General features: G+C 66.1%; 15 protein-coding genes and 4 pseudogenes. 12 read left to right on the forward strand and 7 right to left on the reverse strand.

Going from position 1 to position 17,931, the window contains the following annotated elements; translation table 11 throughout:
* The first annotated feature begins 34 nt into the window (after positions 1-34).
* The 5 genes and pseudogenes from G6N13_RS15995 to G6N13_RS16015 form a co-directional block, all read left to right on the forward strand.
* The gene (locus G6N13_RS15995) at positions 35-2,296 is read left to right on the forward strand and encodes a polyribonucleotide nucleotidyltransferase (RefSeq protein WP_163698525.1); all 2,262 of its coding nucleotides are present in this window, start codon (positions 35-37) and stop codon (positions 2,294-2,296) included.
* On the forward strand, positions 2,274-3,620 hold the full coding sequence (locus G6N13_RS16000; RefSeq protein ID WP_163698528.1) for a M16 family metallopeptidase: 1,347 nt from the start codon (positions 2,274-2,276) through the stop codon (positions 3,618-3,620). Before G6N13_RS15995 ends, G6N13_RS16000 begins: the two co-directional genes overlap by 23 nt.
* 2 nt (positions 3,621-3,622) lie before the next feature.
* Positions 3,623-4,125, forward strand: a pseudogene (locus G6N13_RS16005) (hypothetical protein).
* Complete coding sequence (gene bla, locus G6N13_RS16010) at positions 4,122-5,036, forward strand: class A beta-lactamase (RefSeq protein ID WP_163698530.1); 915 nt, start codon at positions 4,122-4,124, stop codon at positions 5,034-5,036. The pseudogene G6N13_RS16005 and the gene bla overlap by 4 nt, the downstream one beginning before the upstream one ends.
* A 167-nt stretch (positions 5,037-5,203) precedes the next feature.
* Positions 5,204-5,562, forward strand: a pseudogene (locus G6N13_RS16015) (VOC family protein); the annotation flags it as partial.
* A gap of 79 nt (positions 5,563-5,641) precedes the next feature.
* Here the strand turns inward: G6N13_RS16015 and ald are convergent.
* Positions 5,642-6,757, reverse strand: coding sequence for an alanine dehydrogenase (gene ald, locus G6N13_RS16020; protein ID WP_163698532.1), 1,116 nt, complete (start codon positions 6,755-6,757; stop codon positions 5,642-5,644).
* Between the two features lie 94 nt (positions 6,758-6,851).
* Between ald and aldR the strand changes: the two genes are divergently transcribed.
* Entirely contained in the window at positions 6,852-7,367 is a 516-nt protein-coding gene (aldR, locus tag G6N13_RS16025; RefSeq protein ID WP_163698534.1) for an HTH-type transcriptional regulator AldR, read from the forward strand.
* Here the strand turns inward: aldR and G6N13_RS25205 are convergent.
* Complete coding sequence (locus tag G6N13_RS25205) at positions 7,364-7,651, reverse strand: hypothetical protein (RefSeq protein WP_235677783.1); 288 nt, start codon at positions 7,649-7,651, stop codon at positions 7,364-7,366. The two genes, aldR and G6N13_RS25205, sit on opposite strands and share 4 nt — an antisense overlap.
* 346 nt (positions 7,652-7,997) lie before the next feature.
* Positions 7,998-8,414 (reverse strand): annotated as a pseudogene (locus G6N13_RS16035) (ISL3 family transposase); the annotation flags it as partial.
* 125 nt (positions 8,415-8,539) lie between these two features.
* Between G6N13_RS16035 and G6N13_RS16040 the strand changes: the two are divergent.
* Entirely contained in the window at positions 8,540-8,767 is a 228-nt protein-coding gene (locus G6N13_RS16040) for a hypothetical protein (RefSeq protein ID WP_163698536.1), read from the forward strand.
* A 25-nt stretch (positions 8,768-8,792) separates the two neighbouring features.
* On the opposite strand, the pseudogene G6N13_RS16045 reads toward G6N13_RS16040, so the two are convergent.
* Positions 8,793-10,162, reverse strand: a pseudogene (locus G6N13_RS16045) (HNH endonuclease signature motif containing protein).
* Between the two features lie 149 nt (positions 10,163-10,311).
* The gene (locus G6N13_RS25730) at positions 10,312-13,764 is read right to left on the reverse strand and encodes a hypothetical protein (protein WP_163698538.1); all 3,453 of its coding nucleotides are present in this window, start codon (positions 13,762-13,764) and stop codon (positions 10,312-10,314) included.
* Positions 13,765-14,069: 305 nt separating this feature from the next.
* Between G6N13_RS25730 and dapB the strand changes: the two genes are divergently transcribed.
* The 5 genes from dapB (at position 14,070) to G6N13_RS26215 (ending at position 16,480) form a co-directional block, all read left to right on the forward strand.
* Entirely contained in the window at positions 14,070-14,804 is a 735-nt protein-coding gene (gene dapB, locus G6N13_RS16055) for a 4-hydroxy-tetrahydrodipicolinate reductase (protein WP_163698540.1), read from the forward strand.
* 35 nt (positions 14,805-14,839) lie between these two features.
* Positions 14,840-15,262 (forward strand): tetratricopeptide repeat protein, encoded by a 423-nt coding sequence (locus tag G6N13_RS16060; protein WP_163702193.1) that lies wholly within the window; start codon positions 14,840-14,842, stop codon positions 15,260-15,262.
* A complete protein-coding gene (locus G6N13_RS16065) occupies positions 15,259-15,711 on the forward strand; it encodes a flavodoxin family protein (RefSeq protein ID WP_163698542.1) in 453 nt (150 codons plus the stop codon). The genes G6N13_RS16060 and G6N13_RS16065 overlap by 4 nt, the downstream gene beginning before the upstream one ends.
* Before the next feature lie 83 nt (positions 15,712-15,794).
* Entirely contained in the window at positions 15,795-16,094 is a 300-nt protein-coding gene (locus G6N13_RS16070) for a hypothetical protein (RefSeq protein ID WP_163698543.1), read from the forward strand.
* A gap of 206 nt (positions 16,095-16,300) precedes the next feature.
* On the forward strand, positions 16,301-16,480 hold the full coding sequence (locus G6N13_RS26215) for a hypothetical protein (RefSeq protein WP_220096758.1): 180 nt from the start codon (positions 16,301-16,303) through the stop codon (positions 16,478-16,480).
* Here G6N13_RS26215 and G6N13_RS16080 read toward each other — a convergent pair.
* Positions 16,461-17,237, reverse strand: coding sequence for a hypothetical protein (locus tag G6N13_RS16080; RefSeq protein ID WP_163698545.1), 777 nt, complete (start codon positions 17,235-17,237; stop codon positions 16,461-16,463). The genes G6N13_RS26215 and G6N13_RS16080 overlap by 20 nt on opposite strands.
* A gap of 12 nt (positions 17,238-17,249) precedes the next feature.
* A complete protein-coding gene (locus G6N13_RS16085; protein ID WP_197746801.1) occupies positions 17,250-17,846 on the reverse strand; it encodes a TetR/AcrR family transcriptional regulator in 597 nt (198 codons plus the stop codon).
* Positions 17,847-17,931: the final 85 nt, after the last annotated feature.

Raw genomic sequence — 17,931 nt, forward strand, 5'->3', positions numbered from 1 at the left:
GAACAGTGAATCCAGAAAGGCTGAACGGGCATCTATGTCTGTAGCTGAAATCGACGAAGGCGTCTTCGAGTCGACCGCCGTCATTGACAACGGGAGCTTCGGCACCCGCACCATCCGTTTCGAGACCGGCCGGCTTGCCCAGCAGGCCGCCGGCGCCGTCGTCGCGTACCTCGACGACGAGACCATGCTGCTGAGCGCGACCACTGCCAGCAAGTCGCCCAAGGATCATTTCGACTTCTTCCCCTTGACGATCGATGTCGAGGAGCGGATGTACGCTGCCGGGCGTATCCCCGGCTCGTTCTTCCGGCGGGAAGGCCGGCCGTCCACGGACGCGGTCCTGACCTGTCGCCTGATCGACCGGCCGTTGCGCCCGACCTTTGTCTCGGGTCTGCGCAATGAGATCCAGGTCGTGGTGACGATCCTGAGCCTGGATCCCCAGGACCTGTACGACGTGCTGGCGATCAACGCCGCCTCGGCCTCCACCCAGATTTCGGGTCTGCCGTTCTCCGGCCCGGTCGGCGGCGTCCGCGTTGCCCTGATCGACGGCCAGTGGGTTGCGTTCCCGACCGTTGAGCAGCTCGAGAACGCTGTGTTCGACATGGTCGTCGCGGGTCGTAAGGCCGGTGACGACGTGGCGATCATGATGGTCGAGGCCGAGGCCACCGATAACGTCATCGCGCTCATCGCCGGTGGTGCCGGCGCGCCGACCGAGGCCGTGGTGGCCGAGGGGCTCGAAGCCGCCAAGCCGTTCATCGCCGCGTTGTGCGATGCCCAGAAAGCTTTGGCGGACCAGACCGCAAAGCCGGTCGCCGATTACCCACTGTTCCCCGATTACCAGGACGACGTGTACGCGTCGGTGGCGTCGGTGGCAACCGAGGAGCTGTCCAAGGCTCTGCAGATCGCCGGAAAGCACGAGCGTGACGAGCGCACCGACGAGATCAAGGGCGAGGTGCTTGAGAAGCTGGGCGAGCAGTACGCCGGGCGCGAGAAGGAGATCGGCGCGGCCTACCGCTCGCTGACCAAGAAGCTTGTGCGCCAGCGCATCCTGACCGATCACTTCCGCATCGACGGCCGCGGTGTCACCGATATCCGTGCCCTGTCGGCTGAGGTCGCGATCATCCCGCGGGCGCACGGTAGCGCGCTGTTCGAGCGTGGCGAGACCCAGATCATGGGCGTGACCACGCTGGACATGGTCAAGATGGCCCAGCAGATCGACTCGCTGGGACCCGAGACCGCCAAGCGCTACATGCACCACTACAACTTCCCGCCGTATTCGACCGGTGAGACCGGCCGCGTCGGCTCGCCCAAGCGTCGCGAGATCGGCCACGGCGCACTCGCCGAGCGCGCTCTGATGCCGGTGCTGCCGAGCGTCGAGGAATTCCCGTACGCGATCCGGCAGGTGTCGGAAGCGTTGAGCTCCAACGGTTCTACCTCGATGGGCTCGGTGTGCGCGTCCACCCTGTCGCTGCTGAACGCCGGTGTGCCGTTGAAGGCCCCGGTGGCCGGTATCGCGATGGGCCTGGTGTCCGACGACGTGAAAAATGAAGCCGGTGAGTCCGAACGGCGTTACGTCACGCTGACGGACATCCTCGGTGCCGAGGATGCCTTCGGTGACATGGACTTCAAGTGCGCAGGCACGAAAGAGTTCGTCACCGCCCTGCAGCTCGACACCAAGCTCGACGGCATCCCGTCGCAGGTGCTGGCCGGTGCGCTGGCGCAGGCCAAGGATGCGCGCCTGACCATCCTCGAGGTGATGGCCGAGGCCATCGACGCGCCGGACGAGATGAGCCCATACGCACCGCGCGTCACGGCCATCAAGATCCCGATCGACAAGATCGGCGAGGTCATCGGCCCCAAGGGCAAGATGATCAACGCGATCACCGAGCAGACCGGTGCCTCGGTCTCGATCGAGGACGACGGCACCGTGTTCGTCGGCGCCACCGACGGACTGTCGGCGCAGGCGGCGATCGACATGATCAACGCGATCGCTAACCCGCAGCTGCCCAAGGTCGGCGAGCGGTTCCTCGGCACAGTGGTGAAGACCACTGACTTCGGAGCTTTCGTGTCCTTACTGCCGGGCCGTGACGGCCTGGTCCACATCTCGAAGCTGGGCCGTGGCAAGCGGATCAACAAGGTCGAGGATGTCGTCAAGGTCGGTGACAAGCTCCGCGTGGAGATCGCCGACATCGACAACCGCGGCAAGATCTCGCTAGTCCTGGTCGCTGAAGAAGGAGCAGACGCGTCCGAAGAAGCACCGGCTCCTGTTGATGCCGATGCCGCGACCGCCGACGCCTAACCCCGCACTGCGCCGCGGCCGGCGCCTCAGCACTGAGGCGCCGGTTGCGGTGCGGCGCACCGTAATTCCGGGCGGCCTGCGGGTCGTCACCGAATACGTGCCGTCGGTACGCTCGGCCTCGGTCGGCGTCTGGGTCGACGTCGGCTCCCGCGACGAAGGCCCCACAGTCGCCGGTGCCGCGCACTTCCTGGAACATCTGCTGTTCAAGGCGACCCCGACCCGCACAGCGGTGGACATCGCGCAGTCCATCGACGCAGTTGGCGGCGAGCTGAACGCGTTCACCGCCAAGGAACACACCTGCTACTACGCCCACGTGCTCGATGACGACCTCGAGTTGGCCGTCGACATGGTCGCCGATGTGGTGCTCAACGGTGTATGCGCGTCGCGCGACGTCGAACTGGAACGTGACGTGGTCCTCGAAGAGATCGCGATGCGCGACGACGATCCCGAAGACGCGCTGGGCGACGTCTTCCTGACCGCCATGTTCGGGCACCATCCCGTCGGGCGCCCGGTGATCGGCAGCGTCGACTCAGTCTCCGGGATGACCCGCTCGCAGCTGCACTCGTTCCATGTCCGCCGGTACACCCCCGAGCGGATGGTTGTGGCGGTGGCCGGCAATGTCGACCACGACGAGGTGCTGCGGCTGGTGCGCAAGCACTTCAAGGGCCGCCTGGTCAAAGGCCGCGCACCGCAGCCGCCTCGCAAGGGCACCAGCCGGCTGACCAGCCCACCCAGCCTCCAACTGATCAACCGGGACGGCGAACAGACCCACCTGTCGCTCGGCGTACGGGTGCCGGGTCGGCACTGGCCACACCGCTGGGCTCTGTCGGTGCTCAACACCGCCCTCGGCGGTGGCCTGAGTTCCCGTCTTTTCCAACAGATTCGGGAAAGCCGCGGACTGGCGTACTCTGTGTTCTCCTCGGTGGACACGTTCTCCGACACCGGGGCATTGTCGGTGTATGCGGCTTGCCTTCCAGAACGCTTCGACGAGGTGGTGCGGTTGACCACCGAGGTGCTCGACGAGGTGGCTCGCGACGGCATCACCGAATCCGAATGCCGGATCGCCAAAGGGTCGATCCGCGGCGGCCTGGTGCTCGGACTCGAGGACTCCGCATCGCGGATGCATCGCCTGGGCCGCAGCGAGCTCAACTACGGCGAATACCGCAGCATCTCCACCACTTTGCAGCGCATCGACGATGTCACGCTCGACGAGGTCAACGCGATCGCCCGCCAGGTGCTCACCAAACCCTTCGGTGCGGCCATCCTCGGTCCGCACAAATCCAAACGCTCACTGCCACAGCCACTTCGGACAATCAGGAGCTAGTCGTGGCCCTCAGCCTGCGGGATTTGGCGCTACCTATTCTCGGTGCACCAATGGCAGGAGGTCCAAGTACGCCCGCTCTGGCTGCGGCGGTATCCAACCCCGGTGGGCTGGAGCGCTACCGCGACCTGCTGGCCCCGCTGGCCGAAGACTACGGCACCATGGCTGCCGAAGCCCCATCCCGACGACGACGCATGGCAGGCCAAGCTTGAGGTGGTTGCCGACACCGCGCCGGAGGTGGCGTCGTTCACCTTCGGCAGCCCGGGTGCGGACGCACTGGCGGTGCAGGGCCCGGAGGCGGGCGGACATCGCGGCACGTTCGATCCCGTCGCCCTGCCCGGTGATGAGCCATCCCGAGGTCAACCAGATGACCGGTCCGATGCGCAGGGCCGCGGTCGCCGCCCGCGACCCGAACGGCACCAATCTGTGGGCGGGTACGTCGTGGCGCGCGATCAGCGCCGGCCGCGCCGCCGATATCGTCGCGCCGCTGGTCGGTGAGATTGGGTGAGCCTTTCGCGTAGGGGTTTTCTCGCCGCGAGCGGCGCGGTGCTGTTGACCGCAGCGGCGTGTGGCGCCAAGACCGCAGCCCGCCCGACCGCCAGCGATCCGGCCGAACCGCTGCCGCCGATCGGAACGCGCATCGAGGCACTCGAAAAGCGGCACAACGCTTTTGTGGGTCTGTACGGGCAGAACCTGGATTCGAAGGTCGAGGTGGCGCACCGTGACGGCGATCTGTTCGCGATGTGCTCGACGTTCAAGGGTTACCTGTCGGCCCGGGTGCTGCAGAAGGCCCAGGCGGGGGAGTTGCGGCTCACCGATACGGTGCTGGTCGATACGGAGTTGTTGAGGCCCAATTCCCCGCGTACCGAGCCGAATGTCGGTAAGCCGATGGCACTTTCGGAGTTGTGCGCGGCCGCCCTGCAAGTGAGCGACAATACCGCGGCCAACCTCTTGCTGCGGGTCATCGGCGGCCCGCCGGCCATCACCACGTTCGCCCGCTCCATCGGTGATGACCGCACCAGGCTGGATCGGTGGGAGACCGAGCTGAATTCGGCCCTCCCCGGCGACCCACGCGACACCAGCACCCCGCGCGCGCTGGGCGGCGGCATCCTGACCGTGCTCACCGGTGACGTCCTGGACCCGCCGCATCGCAAGCAGCTTGAGGACTGGATGCGGGCCAACACCACGTCCAGCATGCGGGCCGGTCTGCCGCCGGGCTGGACCACCGCCGACAAGACCGGGTCCGGCGACTTCGCCAGCACTAACGATGTCGGAATCGCATTCGGGCCGGGCGGCGAGAGGCTACTTCTGGCGATCATGACCCGTACCCAATCCAACAATGCGAACACCCCGGCGCTGCGTGATCTCGTCGGCGAGGTGGCGACGGTGGCGGTGCCGGCGTTGCTCGGCCAGGGTTGAGCACGACCAGGGTGCTGCCCACCGACGGGTGCCCATGCGGATCGGGTGAGTCGTTTGGCCGTCGCTGCCTGCCCTTGCCCCGGGACGGCCGACGAAGTGCGACGCTGCATGAGCGGTCCCGATTCGCCGTGCGAGCTCGTCGCTGGCTCTACGTCGACGGGGACGTCGACGTCGCCGGTGCCGTCATCGGATTCTGGCAGCCCGGCACGCATCCGGGATTCACCGAGTGGGGTCAGCACGGCACGCCCTACTGGTTCGAATGTCAGAGCAAGGACTAGGACGCCTCATTGGCGTTCTACCGCGCGGTCCTGGGCGCCCGCATCGACGAGATCGGAACCGGCGGTGCCCCGGATGCGGTCCGGCCGTCGTTCTGGCAGGTGTACATCACCGTCGACGACGTCGCCGCAACGGTGAAGCAGGCCGAGGCGCTTGGCGCGGAGATCCTGATGCCCGGCGAGGACACTCCCCACGGCAGGCGGCGCTGCGGGATCCGCTGGGCGCGTTGATCTGCCTGGGTCATCCGTGACCCCAACGCCAACGAACCGGGACGCTCGATGAGCTATCCCGGTCCGCTGTGTGCGGGTGAGCCGTTGGCTCACCAAGGTTTACGTGAGTAGGCCGGCCGGATCGGTGTAGGACAGGCCGAGATCGTGGGCGACCTCGCGGCTGAGCAGATGGCCCTCGTGGGTCGACAAGCCCTTGGCCAGCGCCGCATCGGACAGGCAGGCGTCCTGCCAGCCCTTGTCAGCCAGCTTGATGACATACGGCATCGTGGCGTTGGTCAGCGCGTACGTCGAGGTCCGCGGGACCGCGCCCGGCATGTTCGCGACGCAGTAGAACACCGCGTCGTGCACGTTGAAGGTCGGGTTGTCGTGGGTGGTGGGCGTGGAATCCTCGAAGCAGCCACCCTGGTCGATCGCGATGTCCACCAGCACTGCGCCCGGCTTCATCTGTGCCACAGTCGCATTGGTGACAAGCTTGGGGGCCTTGGCGCCGGGCACCAGGACCGCGCCGATGACCAGGTCCGCCTGCTTGACGGCGTCCTCCAGGTCGAGCTGTGAGGAGTAGCGGGTCTCGATCGCGCCGCCGTACTCGGCGTCGATCTTGCGCAGGGTGTTGACGTTGAGGTCGAACACGGTGACGTGAGCGCCCATGCCCCATGCGACAGCGGCGGCGTTATCGCCGGCCATCCCGCCGCCGATCACCACGACCTTGGCCGGGGCGACGCCGGGGACGCCGCCCATCAGCACGCCGCGACCGCCCTGGGTACGCATCAGGTGGTAGGCGCCGACCTGAGCCGAGAGACGGCCCGCGACTTCACTCATCGGGGCCAGGAGCGGGAGCGCGCCATCGGCGGTCTGGACCGTCTCGTAGGCGATCGAGGTGGTGCCCGACGCCAGCAGGGCGTCGGTGCAGGACCGCGAGGCGGCCAGGTGCAGATAGGTGAACAAGGTCTGGCCCTTACGCATGCGCGGGTATTCGGGCTCGATGGGTTCCTTGACCTTCAGGAGCAGATCGGCTTCGGCCCACACCTGGTCGGCGCTGTTGATGATCTGTGCGCCGGCGGCCTTGAAGTCGGCGTCGTGGATGGCTGATCCGGCACCGGCGCCGGCCTGGACGGCCACCTCGTGGCCGCGGCGGACCAGCTCGGACACGCCCGCTGGGGTGATGGCGACGCGGTACTCGTTGTTCTTGATCTCGGTCGGGATGCCGACACGCATGATCGCTCCTTGTTCGGGAATTGGCTTATGAGAATTGTGAAGAAATATCGGCACGAAGGCAATCGAGACGACAAAGATTCGCTAGAATGGCTCGATGTCCGAAGGAGTGACGAAAACAACTGTACGTTCCGGGGGCGCGCCGAAGGATGTTCGGGCCGCCGACCTCGATGAGGTCGACCGGCGCATTCTCGCGGCGCTGCATGCCGATGCGCGCATCTCGAACAGTGCGCTGGCCGACCTGGTGGGGATCGCTCCGTCGACTTGTCACGGGCGGGTGCGCCGGTTGCAAGAGCTCGGTGTTATTCGGGGCTTCTATACCGATATCGATCCCGCCGCGATCGGGCTGTCGCTGCAGGCGATGATATCGGTGAGCCTGCAGGCGCATTCCCGCGGCAAGATCCTGACGTTCATTCAGCAGATCCGGCGCAAGCCGCAGGTGATGGATGTCTATTTCCTGGCCGGTGCCGACGACTTCATCATTCACGTGGCCGCCCGGGACACCGACGACCTGAGATCGTTCGTCGTGGAGAATCTCAACGCCGACGCCGATGTGGCAGGTACGCAGACGTCGCTGATCTTCGAGCACCTGCGGGGTGCCGCTCCGCTTTAGGTGAGCTCCTGGTCGGCTTGGCATGGGGCAAGGAGGAACTCGTCGACGAAGCGCGTGAACGTGTCGTCGACGAACGAGGCGTCTTCGGCGGTGAAGTAATCGATGATCAAGCCTTGAAAGGCTGCCAGCGCGATGCGGGAGCGGGTCTCGGCGACGTGTCCGGGCATGTCGAGGGATTCGAGATGAGCGCGCGAATTGCGGGTCAACAATGACCGAGTGTCCCAAATGTAGTCCCGGTACGGGCTGTCGATGGCGCAGGCCGCGCCGAACACCTGAAAGATCACCCGACGGTTGTTGCGGCGCTCGCCCCGGGTGCACCCGTACCAGTCGTTGAAACGCCAAATGCGATGTGCATGCGAGCGCTGGTACCCATCTGGGACGCCGGCTCGCGCAGGAATGTGCCGACCACACCGGTGCGCGCGAGAACCACATCCGCTGTCGCGGGCAAGTCCTCACGCTTGGCGTGATCGATCGGACGGGGCACGCTGACTGTAACCGATGCTTCATATGCGAATGGACGGGTGCGGCTCAGCGACAACCACTTACGAGCAGTGAGTCGGCCGTGGGCTGTCGCGGCCTGCGTTTTGGCGCTGGTCGCTGTGCTGCTGCAGCAGTGGCCCGAGCCGTTCACCGCGGGCTCTCGGCCAGCACCGCGTTGTTGGCGGTGTTCCACGACACCGCCAACCCCTCGGCGACCCGAGCCACGGTCAGATGTTGGCAGACAAGGGCTTTCAGTGCCCATTGCAGAGCAGTGCGGGACAGCTCGGCGCGGGGTTCGGCGGCCTTGCTGGTGTCCTGACGCCACACATGAGCGCATCCCGCACACCGATAACGGCGGATCGTGACCAGCAGGGTGGTGGGCCGCCACCCGAACGGCTCATGAGCCAACGCACGGGTGATGCTGTCACGCGGGGTGCCTTCCTCACCGCAGCGACGGCACCAACGGTCTTCCGCGGCGACCCGGCATGCCAGCACCGCCCGATCAGGCTCCAGCCGTTGGCCGGTCACCTCCAGTCCGAGCTCGTCGAGGCGGCAGAAAGTCGTCAGATTCGAAAGACCTCGACCTCAACCCTGGCACCAACACGCCGAGCACCTCTACACCCTCAACTGCGAAGATCCCGATATCTACCGTCACGGCGGCCTTCAGGTGCTGCACGGTGCTGCCCTGGGCGGTGACGGCAGTTGCGATTTATCCCGTCAGTTTCCTGTGGTTCAACGCCTGGCTGTATCGCACGTCTCTGCGACTTGCTCCCGACTACCCGACGTACGTCGCGGCGTTCACTGCAGCGATCGAGCACGTGACGCGAGCCGACAAACTCTTGGCTGTCGGGATGCACCCGCTACTGTTCTTCGCTGTCGCAGCGGTCACCATCGCCGCGTTAGCGTGGCGCGTCCCCTAATCGGATTCGCTTGTTGCACTTGATGTCACGCGGTCCAGGCCGCGCCCGCATCATCGGCTGGTGGGTCGCTGTCGTTGTCCAGTAGCCGTTCGGGGTGGTGGTAGTCGTTGACGCCGCCGGTGAGCATGGGTAGTCCAGGTGGTGGGATCCATTGGGTGTCGCCGTTGGCGAGTGTGCGGGTGTTCCAGCTGCCGGTTTCGACGAGGTTGTTGTCGGGTGGGCAGGCCAGGCCGAGGTCGTCGATATCGGTGTTGCCGCCGTTTTTCCAGTCTTGGGCGGCGTGGTGGACGCCGCTGTGGTGGCCGGGGGCGTCGCAACCCGGTCGGGTGCAGCCGCGGTCCTTGGCGTGCAGGATGATTCACTGATCGGCGGAGGCGTTCCGTTTGGTGCGGCCCAGCCATAACGCTCGCCCCTTTGGCCCGTCGAACAACGCGAGGTAGAGGTGGGCGTGGCTGGCCATCCGGATCAGATCGGGGATCGGCAGCAAGGTGCCTCCGGCGGTGACGGCATGCCCGGCCTTGTTCTGCAGGTCGTGGACGGTGGCGGTGGCGATCACGGTGACGGGTAGCCCGTTGTGCTGGCCGAACTTCGGATCGCCGAGCCGTCCACGTACCAAGGCTGTCAGCGCATCATGCTGACGCTGCCCACAGCTGCGCCGGTCTCGCTCCTGGACCTCATCCGAGGGTGCGACGGTCGGGTTATCGTCGGCGGGGTTGCCCACGCCGGGGGCGGCGAACTTGGCGAACCAGGCGTCGAGTTCCGAGCGTAGTTCGGGGTCGGCGATCAACCGGTCGACGCTCATCCCGTCGACCTGTTGACCCCCACACCAGACAAACCCGCGCTTGCGGGCGCGGTCCTCATCGGAAAACGTGCCATCGGGATTGAGATGCAGTGCGAGCCGGTGGGCGAGTTTCTCCAGCTGATCCGGGCGCAGATTCACCGCATGCTGGGCTAAGGACTGCTCGGCCTTCTCGATCTCGACTGGCGGGACATGGTCGGGCAGATCACGGAAGAACTTCTGAATCACCCGCAGGTGCTCGCCATCAAGTTGTCCGTCGTGCCACGCCGTCGCAGTCTTGGGCAGCATGGGCGGCAACAGTTGCCCCGTCAGCGTGGTCCGTGGCGCGAGTTGTTCGGCGTTGCGGATCCGCCGGTTGGCCTCCTTGCGGCTGATCCGCAACACATCCGCCAACGCAATCCCCACCGGCGGGCACCCCTCAAACCGCTCCAACCGCGCCACCCCGGTATGAGAGACCGCCGTCAGCCGACGCTGAGCCGTTTCCCCCACTCCAACACCGCGAACCGCTCGGGCGGGTCGGGGGCGCCGAGATCAAGAGGGGCGACAGTGTCGATCGCAGCGACGAGCGCCTTGCGTGCCGCATCGATCGAACCCATGTGCGAAAGACTACGCCGGGCCAACGACAAGAATCAGCGTCAGCGAGCGGCAAAGCTAGCCTTCTTGAACATCCCCGACCTCCCCACGGCAGATGCTTGACCCGGCAATCCACGGTGGGCGGTGGGCGGCGTAAATCCGCGCAGGTCGGTCAGGCTGCACTGATCGCGGAGTCGCTGGCGGACTGGGGAAGTGCCGTGACGATCGTCAGGTTGTAGTCCGTTGCCCCCCACGCCTTCATGAATCCGCTGAGGCTGAATTCCTGGCCTCCGCTGGGCAGCGCGCTGTCGTTGACCCACACCTTGCCGTTAGTCACGTCCACCCTGAGCACTTGGATCTGGTGGTTGTAGGTGGTGAAGTCGGGATTCGCCGAAGATGGGCGCCAGTCGGACCGCGACGAATACAGCGAGATGTTGTTGATCCCCACTGTGATCGCGCTGCCTTGTGCCAGAGCGGCGTCCATATCGTTGAGCGCACGCTGCCCGTCTTCGTTGGTCGCCCTGGCGATCCGGTTGCCATTTGCGTCGTAGGTCGCGTAGTCGGTGTTAACCGCTGTGACCGCCCAGTGCTGCTCCAACAACCGCGGGGCATCTTTGGGTGAGGCGCCCAGCTCGATCCGCTCGCTGAGGTACATCTTCCGCCCAGGGGAGGCGACGCTGTCCAGTTCCTTGGCCCACCGAACGACGGTGTCCTCGGCCACGGTTGAGGATCCGGTGACTTGAGCCGCCGCCATAGCCGACGCCATCAACAGGCAGTTGCCATAGCTTTGTAGCCGGTACAGCTGCGCCAGCTCCACCACGTTGCCGCCGTAAACGCCTGTGCCGGTGACGGTCACGTTGACCTTCCGGTCGATGCTGTCCGGCTTGGCTATCCCGAGCGCGACCGCGACCGAGTGCAGCGTGGACTGGACGAAGCCGGCGAAGCCGGGCAACGTGGCGCTATCACCATTGTTGACGGTTATCACGAAACTGTCACTGATGCCTGAGTTTACGAACTCCGGATTCGCGACGTAGCTGTAGCGGCCGGTCTTCTCGTCGAACGTGAGCGTGCCGTACTTCGGCTGCGTCTTGATGGAGTAGGTGACCGGGAAGCCGTTGTTGGCGGCCGCGTTGAGGTCGACGGTGATCAGCTTGGTGGGGCCCCACTGACTCCACACACTCGGTGCCACAGTGGGTGCCTGGTTGAAGAAGATGTAGGACAACTGGTGGGTCATCGCGGTCCACATTGATTGCAGCGCGGCAAACGGGGACGCCGGGGCTGCCGCTGCAGCACGAGTCAGTTTGGCTGTCGCAGAGTCACTTACGGTCATCACAGCTGCGGCGTACGCCGCAGCTGTGGCATCGTCCGGGCCCCGGTTCCCGCCGTTGCCGTACCGACCGTTCTCGCCCGCCGTGGCGTTCGTGCTGATGCCGCCGGTGCCGTATCCACCGCCGCTACCGCCGCCACCGCCGCTGCTTTGGCGGGGGCCACCGGTGCCCCCAGCTCCGCCGTCACCGCCGTTGCCACCATTGCCGCCGTCGCCGCCGCTGCTGTAGACGCCTTGACCGCCTTGGCCACCCGCTCCCGCGTCACCGCCGGTTCCGCCGTCGCCGGCGGCGGTGGTGGCGGTTCCGGCGCCACCGGCACCACCCTTGCCGCCGTTGCCGCCGTTGCCGCCCTGGCCGCCGGCGCCTATGCCCCAGCCTGCTCGCCCACCGCTGCCGCCCCAGCCGCCGATTCCGCCGTCGCTATTCTGACCGCCTGAGCCGCCGTTTCCGCCGTCCCCGCCCCGGCCGCCGAGACCGCCAGTCCCATTGGAGTCGTTGGTGATTCCGCCGTTGCCCCCACCGCCGCCCTGGCCACCGTGGCCGCCGACACCGCTGGCGCCGGCCGACCCGCCCGACGGCATCACGAACAGGTAGGCGCCGCGGCCAGGCTTTCCACCCAGGGCTCCGCCGGGTCCGCCGTCGCCCCCGGCGCCACCATCGCCGGCGTTTATCCCGTTGCCGGTGCTGACGTTGTAGGCGGCCGTCCAGTAACTGAAGCCTTTACCGCCGGTGCCGCCCCAGCCGCCTTTGCCGCCGTTGCCGCCGTTGCCGCCGACGCCGAAAAGCAGACTCCCGTTGCCGCCGTCGCCGCCGCTGCCCCCTTCGGTGCCGGAGAACCCGGTGTAGCCATTCGGATCCTCCGCGGTGCCGTTGTCGCCGGCGCGCCCTTGTTGGCCGATACCACCGGCGCCACCGGCGCCACCTCGGCCGAACACCGACAAGCCCCCCACGTCACCGCCGGCACCGCCGTCACCGCCGCCGTAGCCGCCGGCGCCGCCGTCACCGCCGTTGCCCATCCACAGACCGCCGCGTCCACCGTGGCCGCCGTCGCCACCGACGTCGGCTCCGTGGCCAAGAAATGGGCTCTCGCCACCAGTTCCGCCGACGCCACCGGTGGCGTACAGGGCGAAAATGCCGCCGTTTCCGCCGTTTCCGCCGTTTCCGCCGTAGGAGCCCTTGCCGCCGACGCCGCCGTTTCCGGCGACACCACCCAGCGACATCACCCCACTATTGCCACCGTTGCCGCCCGCGCCTGCCTTGCCGCCGTATTCGATGGCGTCGCCACCGATGCCGCCGGTACCGCCATTGCCCACGAAGGCGCCACCGTTGCCGCCTCTGCCACCGTTGGCGCCCACGGCTCCGAAGGCCACGCCGGCATTTCCGCCTTTACCGCCCTTGCCGAACAGGCCGGCCGATCCGCCGTTGCCGCCACTGGCCCCGCCCAGGGTCTGCGTGCCGTTGCCCCCAGCGCCGCCATTGCCCGCGATCAGGCCGCCTCTGCCCCCGTCGCCGCCGGCACCGTTGTTGATGTCGGCGGCACCGGAGCCGCCCTTGCCCCCGTCGCCGAACCAGCCTGCGGCGCCGCCGTTTCCGCCGTTGAACCCGTTTCCGCCGTTGCCGAGCAGACCAGCCCGGCCGCCGTTGCATGCGCTCGTCGGGCAGGTATCGGCGGTGTAGGAGAAGCCATTGCCCATGATGATGCCGCCGTTGGGATGGGCGGCCGTGCCATTGCTGAAGAAGACGCTGAGCAGCGACTGGAGGCCGCCACCGACAGCGAACTGCTCGGACTTCGGTGTTTTGGTCACCGCTACGGTCGGGGTGGCCGTCGGCGACGGGCTGGCCACCTCGGCGCTCGTATCCGTGGTCGGGGCAACGACGCTCGTGGGACTGGTCTGCGCCGACACTGCGCTGGCAGGGGAGTTGGACTTGACGGTCTGCTTGGCGCCGACCGTAAACCCGCGTGTCGCGATCTTGCTTTGGGAAGGAGTCTTCGCCGGGCGAGCGGGACCAGCGTGTCCGGTCGACTTCGATGATGTTCGGTCGGGCGACGGGCCACTCGAGGAAGCGGATTCGCTCTTCCCGGTCGACGCGCCGGTGTCTGCAGAGGCCGCTGGTGCCGTCGAAGCGATTGCGGCGCCGAGGCTCAGCGCAATAGCAGAGGCGCCCACCCACGTCAGCACCCGCAGATGCCCGGAAGCGTCCGACTTCGGTGCGGCTATGCCGCCGAATCGAGCCGGCAGCATCCGCAGTGTGTCCGCGGCGTCGGTGGTCGTGAGGTGACGCGGAGTCGAACTCATATGGGCGACTTCCCCCCGGTAGTAGCCAGAATCAAGTCGCTGGCCAGCACTTAGGTTGCTGGCAGCGAGTTAGCAGCATAAAAGGATTTGCCTTTCGCGTCTATAACTATCCAATAATCATGCAGGTCCTCTCGGGGATCCCAGCCGCGGGGCATCGTTGCTCCTGGCGAGCTCGTTGGGTAGTTAGCCACAGTCGTTCCGCTCAAGGCCGGCGCGGGTCGGGTTGCCCGAGTCGACGATGTCGGCGGGGGCGATGCATTCACGGGTCTATCCGACCTGATGGGGTATCTCGTTAAGCTGCACACATGCGAGTTGCGGTCCTGGGAGCCAGAGGAAAAGTCGGAACCACCATGTCCGAGGCAGTGCGCGCGGCCGACGATCTCACCCTGAGCGCCGAGGTCGACGCCGGTGACGCGCTGGAGTTACTTACCGACAGCGATACCGAAGTGGTTATCGACTTCACACACCCCGACGTGGTGATGGATAACCTGAAGTTCCTCATCGACAACGGAATCCACGCCGTCGTCGGCACCACCGGCTTCACCGACGAGCGCATCGGCACGGTTCGCTCGTGGCTGGCCGACAAGCCCGAATCCGCTGTGCTGATCGCGCCCAACTTCGCGATCGGTGCGGTGCTGTCCATGCACTTCGCGCAGAAGGCCGCGCCGTACTTCGAATCGGTGGAAGTCATCGAACTGCACCACCCGCACAAGGCCGACGCCCCGTCGGGGACCGCGACGCGCACCGCCAAGTTGATTGCCGACGCGCGAAAAGACTTGCCGCCCAACCCCGATGCCACCAGCACGGGACTCGAGGGCGCGCGTGGCGCCGACGTCGACGGCATTCCGGTGCACTCCATTCGGCTGACCGGGTTGGTCGCGCACCAAGAGGTGCTCTTCGGCACACTAGGCGAGACGTTGACCATCCGGCACGACAGCCTGGACCGCACCTCGTTCGTTCCCGGCGTCCTGCTCGCCGTCCGTCAGGTTGCGGCGCGGCCCGGGCTCACCATCGGAATCGAACCGCTGCTCGACCTGTGAATCCCGCACTGCGTGTCCAGCTGCTCATCGGCTTCATGTGTGCGGCCCTGGTGGTGTATTTCGTACTGCTGGGACGCACCGGGATCACGCTGATCGGCTCGGGAACGCCGGTCGCGATCGCACTGGGCATCGGGGTGTTGATCTTGCCCGTCGTCGGGGCCTGGGCGATGGTCGCCACGCTGCGGGCCGGGTTCGCCCATCAAAGGTTGGCCCGCCTGGCCGTCGAGAGCGGGATGGAACTCGATGTGAGCGCGCTACCGCGGAATCGGTCGGGGCGTATCGACCGCGACGCCGCCGACGTCCTGTTCGACACTGTGCGAGCCGAACTGGAAGCCGACCCGGACAACTGGCAGCGGTGGTATCGACTGGCTCGGGCCTACGACTATGCCGGCGATCGCGGCCGAGCCCGCGAGACCATGCGCAAAGCTGTTGTGCTGCAAACGGAGCAGAATCGATGAAGCGTCTGCTGATTGTGCATCACACGCCGTCACCGCACTGTCACGAGATATTCGAGGCGGTGCTCGCCGGCGCCACCGATCCCGAAATCGAAGGCGTAGAAGTCGTTCGGCGTCCGGCGCTCACCGTCTCGCCGGTCGAGATGTTGGAGGCCGACAGCTACCTACTGGGCAGCCCGGCGAACCTCGGGTATGTCTCCGGCGCTCTCAAGCATGCTTTCGATGTCAGCTACTACCAGCTACTGGATTCGACACGGGGCAGGCCGTTCGGTGTCTGGCTGCACGGCAACGAGGGCACCGAGGGAGCTGAGCGCGCCATCGACGGCATCACTGCCGGGCTGGGTTGGGTTAAGGCAGCTGAGACTGTAGTGGTGTTGGGCAAGCCGACCAAGGCCGACCTGGAGGCCAGCTGGAATCTTGGTGCGACTGTGGCGGCGACGCTGACGGAGTGACCGGCGCAGGGGCCTTGATCCGCCACCCTGGATGTCCGCTGTCGAGCGTGTGCCAGTACTACAGTTGTAGATCGGGTTGCGGCGTGTTTGCGCTGGTGGAGGCGGTCAGCGCGCGATCATCGTTGGTGGTGAAGACAACGAAGAACGCGGCGCTGACCGCGCCGTTGAGCATAGATCCCGGCGACTGGCTCGATGAGTTCGTCGCGCTGATGGATCGTGTCCGGCCTCGGTTCGTCCGCTGTGAGCCCGCTCGCCATGCGGCGGGGTTGATGCTGGGTTTGATGTCGAATCTGGAACGTGGTGCAACGCCAGTACACCGGCACGGCCGGGCGAAAACTCTCAGATCGGGGTTTATCAGTTCAACGATGCTCAGGGGGAGTTGATTTCGGAGTTGTTGCCCTCCAATGAGGGGCGGTGGGGTCACCCGTTCGGCGATGATCGTCGCGTTGTGGAGGGCATCATCTACGGGTACCGGACCGGGATTCCGTGGCGGGGATCTGCCCCGATCGGAGTTCGGGCCGTGGCAGACGGGCGTTGTTGGCGATGGCCGATGCCCAGGGTCAGTTGGATTGGACGGTCACGGGGTGGGGTGACTACCACGATCCACACCGCCGTCGAGGGCAACGGTCGCCCGCTGGCAGTAGTGATCACCGGCGGCCAGCGCAACCTCGTCGAACCTTCGTTCGCTCTACTCAAACAATGGCGCGCCCTGGCGACCCAATACGACAAACTCTTTGGGTTGGTTCGCGCTATTGCTGAAAAGCCGTGATCCAGTTGCCGAACTCGGTGGCTAGGTGCCAGCGGTGTTCGGTAATCATTTTGGACGGAAACAGACGCGGGAACTCGACGGTCAGCACAGCTTCCATTGCACCGTCGAGGTCGCGGAACTGGTGGCGGACACCGCCGATGACGAGGCCATCGTCCAGGACGGCTTGACCGGCGATTTGAACTGGATAGTCGGGATTCGCCGGTACCGACACCTGTTCGCCGCTGCTGTAGTCGACGAGGAATCTGGTAGCCGTGGGTGATCCGCCGGTGGTTTCTACGACTTCTTGGCGTCCGTCTGGCAATCCACGCAGGAGGTAGTGGTCGGGGCACGCGCCGATCATGTCGGCTTCGGCGTTAGTGGCAGTGAGACCGTCGAACCATGCTCCGAACTGCGAGGCCGAGCAGTGGGGCACGACGAGCCGGATCGTGCTGTAGGTGTTGCCGCCGCGACTCGCGGCGACGGCGATGCGGGCGATGCGTTCGGACAGGGCGAGTTCGTGCTTCACGATGGCGTAGAGACCGGCGTGGCCCAGGTGCAGCTTGACCGTGACGAGTAGGTCGCGCATCATCTGCGCATCGGTGGTGTTTAGCGCGGAGAGGTCGACGCCGGGAAGCAGGTCGGCCATGGCGAGCTTGCCGACGCGAGAGGTCAGCTTCTTGAGGACCGCCGAAGCCCGCCGGGACTCCCAGCTATGGACTTCGGCAGGTGCGACGAGGCGACCGTCGATGTAGGTGTCGATGGCGTCGTGTGTGGTCACAGGCACTGCTTTCTAGTTGTGTTCGGGGCGCGGCAGGATGCCGTCGAGCACCAGGTTGGTGAGGCGCTCGCACAAGTCGCTGTCGATGGCTTCCCGCGTGGCGAGAACGCGGAACTGTAGGGGCGCGATGAGGGTTTCGAGCAGGAGTCGGGCGTCGGTATCGGGTGGCACCTCTTGTCGTTCGACGGCCCGGTCCACGATGGAGCGGGCCAACTGCAACCGAGTCGTCCAGAAGTCGAATCTAACCTTCTCCCAGCGGCCTTCATCACCGCTGAACGCGAGAGCGTGACTCATGGCCTTGCCGATGGGCGTCGCGAGGTAGTCGGCGACGGCTGCCAGGAGTTCCCGCAGATCGGTTCTGATGGACCCGGTGTCGGGAACCGGAATGAGGCGCTCACTATAGGCGAGGAGCGTGTCGGCGATGAGGTTCTCCCGGCTGCCCCATCGACGGTAGATCGACGTCTCGTGTACACCTGCCCGCACGGCCACGTCGGTGACGGTGAAGTCGGCGAGACCCTTCTCGGCCATCACGGCCAGCGTGGCGTCGGCGACCGCTTGTGCGATGCGAGCGGATCGACCACCGGGGCGGCGGCGCACCTGGCCGGTCACGATAGCCGGCCCCGATTTAAACGCAGGTCGATCATGCGTTTAGCATGCAGCAGTTGCGGCGCGTAACGCAAGCCCTTCCAGCGTT

Origin of the sequence: Mycolicibacterium sarraceniae (assembly GCF_010731875.1) — a bacterium.
GTDB lineage: Bacteria > Actinomycetota > Actinomycetes > Mycobacteriales > Mycobacteriaceae > Mycobacterium > Mycobacterium sarraceniae.

Excerpts from the sequence above, each read along its gene's own strand:
- G6N13_RS16000 (WP_163698528.1), top strand. The coding sequence starts at position 2,274 with ATGCCGCGACCGCCGACGCCTAACCCCGCACTGCGCCGCGGCCGGCGC.
- G6N13_RS16060 (WP_163702193.1), top strand. The coding sequence starts at position 14,840 with ATGTGTGCGGCCCTGGTGGTGTATTTCGTACTGCTGGGACGCACCGGG.
- G6N13_RS25730 (WP_163698538.1), bottom strand. The coding sequence starts at position 13,764 with ATGAGTTCGACTCCGCGTCACCTCACGACCACCGACGCCGCGGACACA.
- ald (WP_163698532.1), bottom strand. The coding sequence starts at position 6,757 with ATGCGTGTCGGCATCCCGACCGAGATCAAGAACAACGAGTACCGCGTC.
- dapB (WP_163698540.1), top strand. The coding sequence starts at position 14,070 with ATGCGAGTTGCGGTCCTGGGAGCCAGAGGAAAAGTCGGAACCACCATG.
- aldR (WP_163698534.1), top strand. The coding sequence starts at position 6,852 with ATGTCCGAAGGAGTGACGAAAACAACTGTACGTTCCGGGGGCGCGCCG.
- G6N13_RS16065 (WP_163698542.1), top strand. The coding sequence starts at position 15,259 with ATGAAGCGTCTGCTGATTGTGCATCACACGCCGTCACCGCACTGTCAC.
- G6N13_RS15995 (WP_163698525.1), top strand. The coding sequence starts at position 35 with ATGTCTGTAGCTGAAATCGACGAAGGCGTCTTCGAGTCGACCGCCGTC.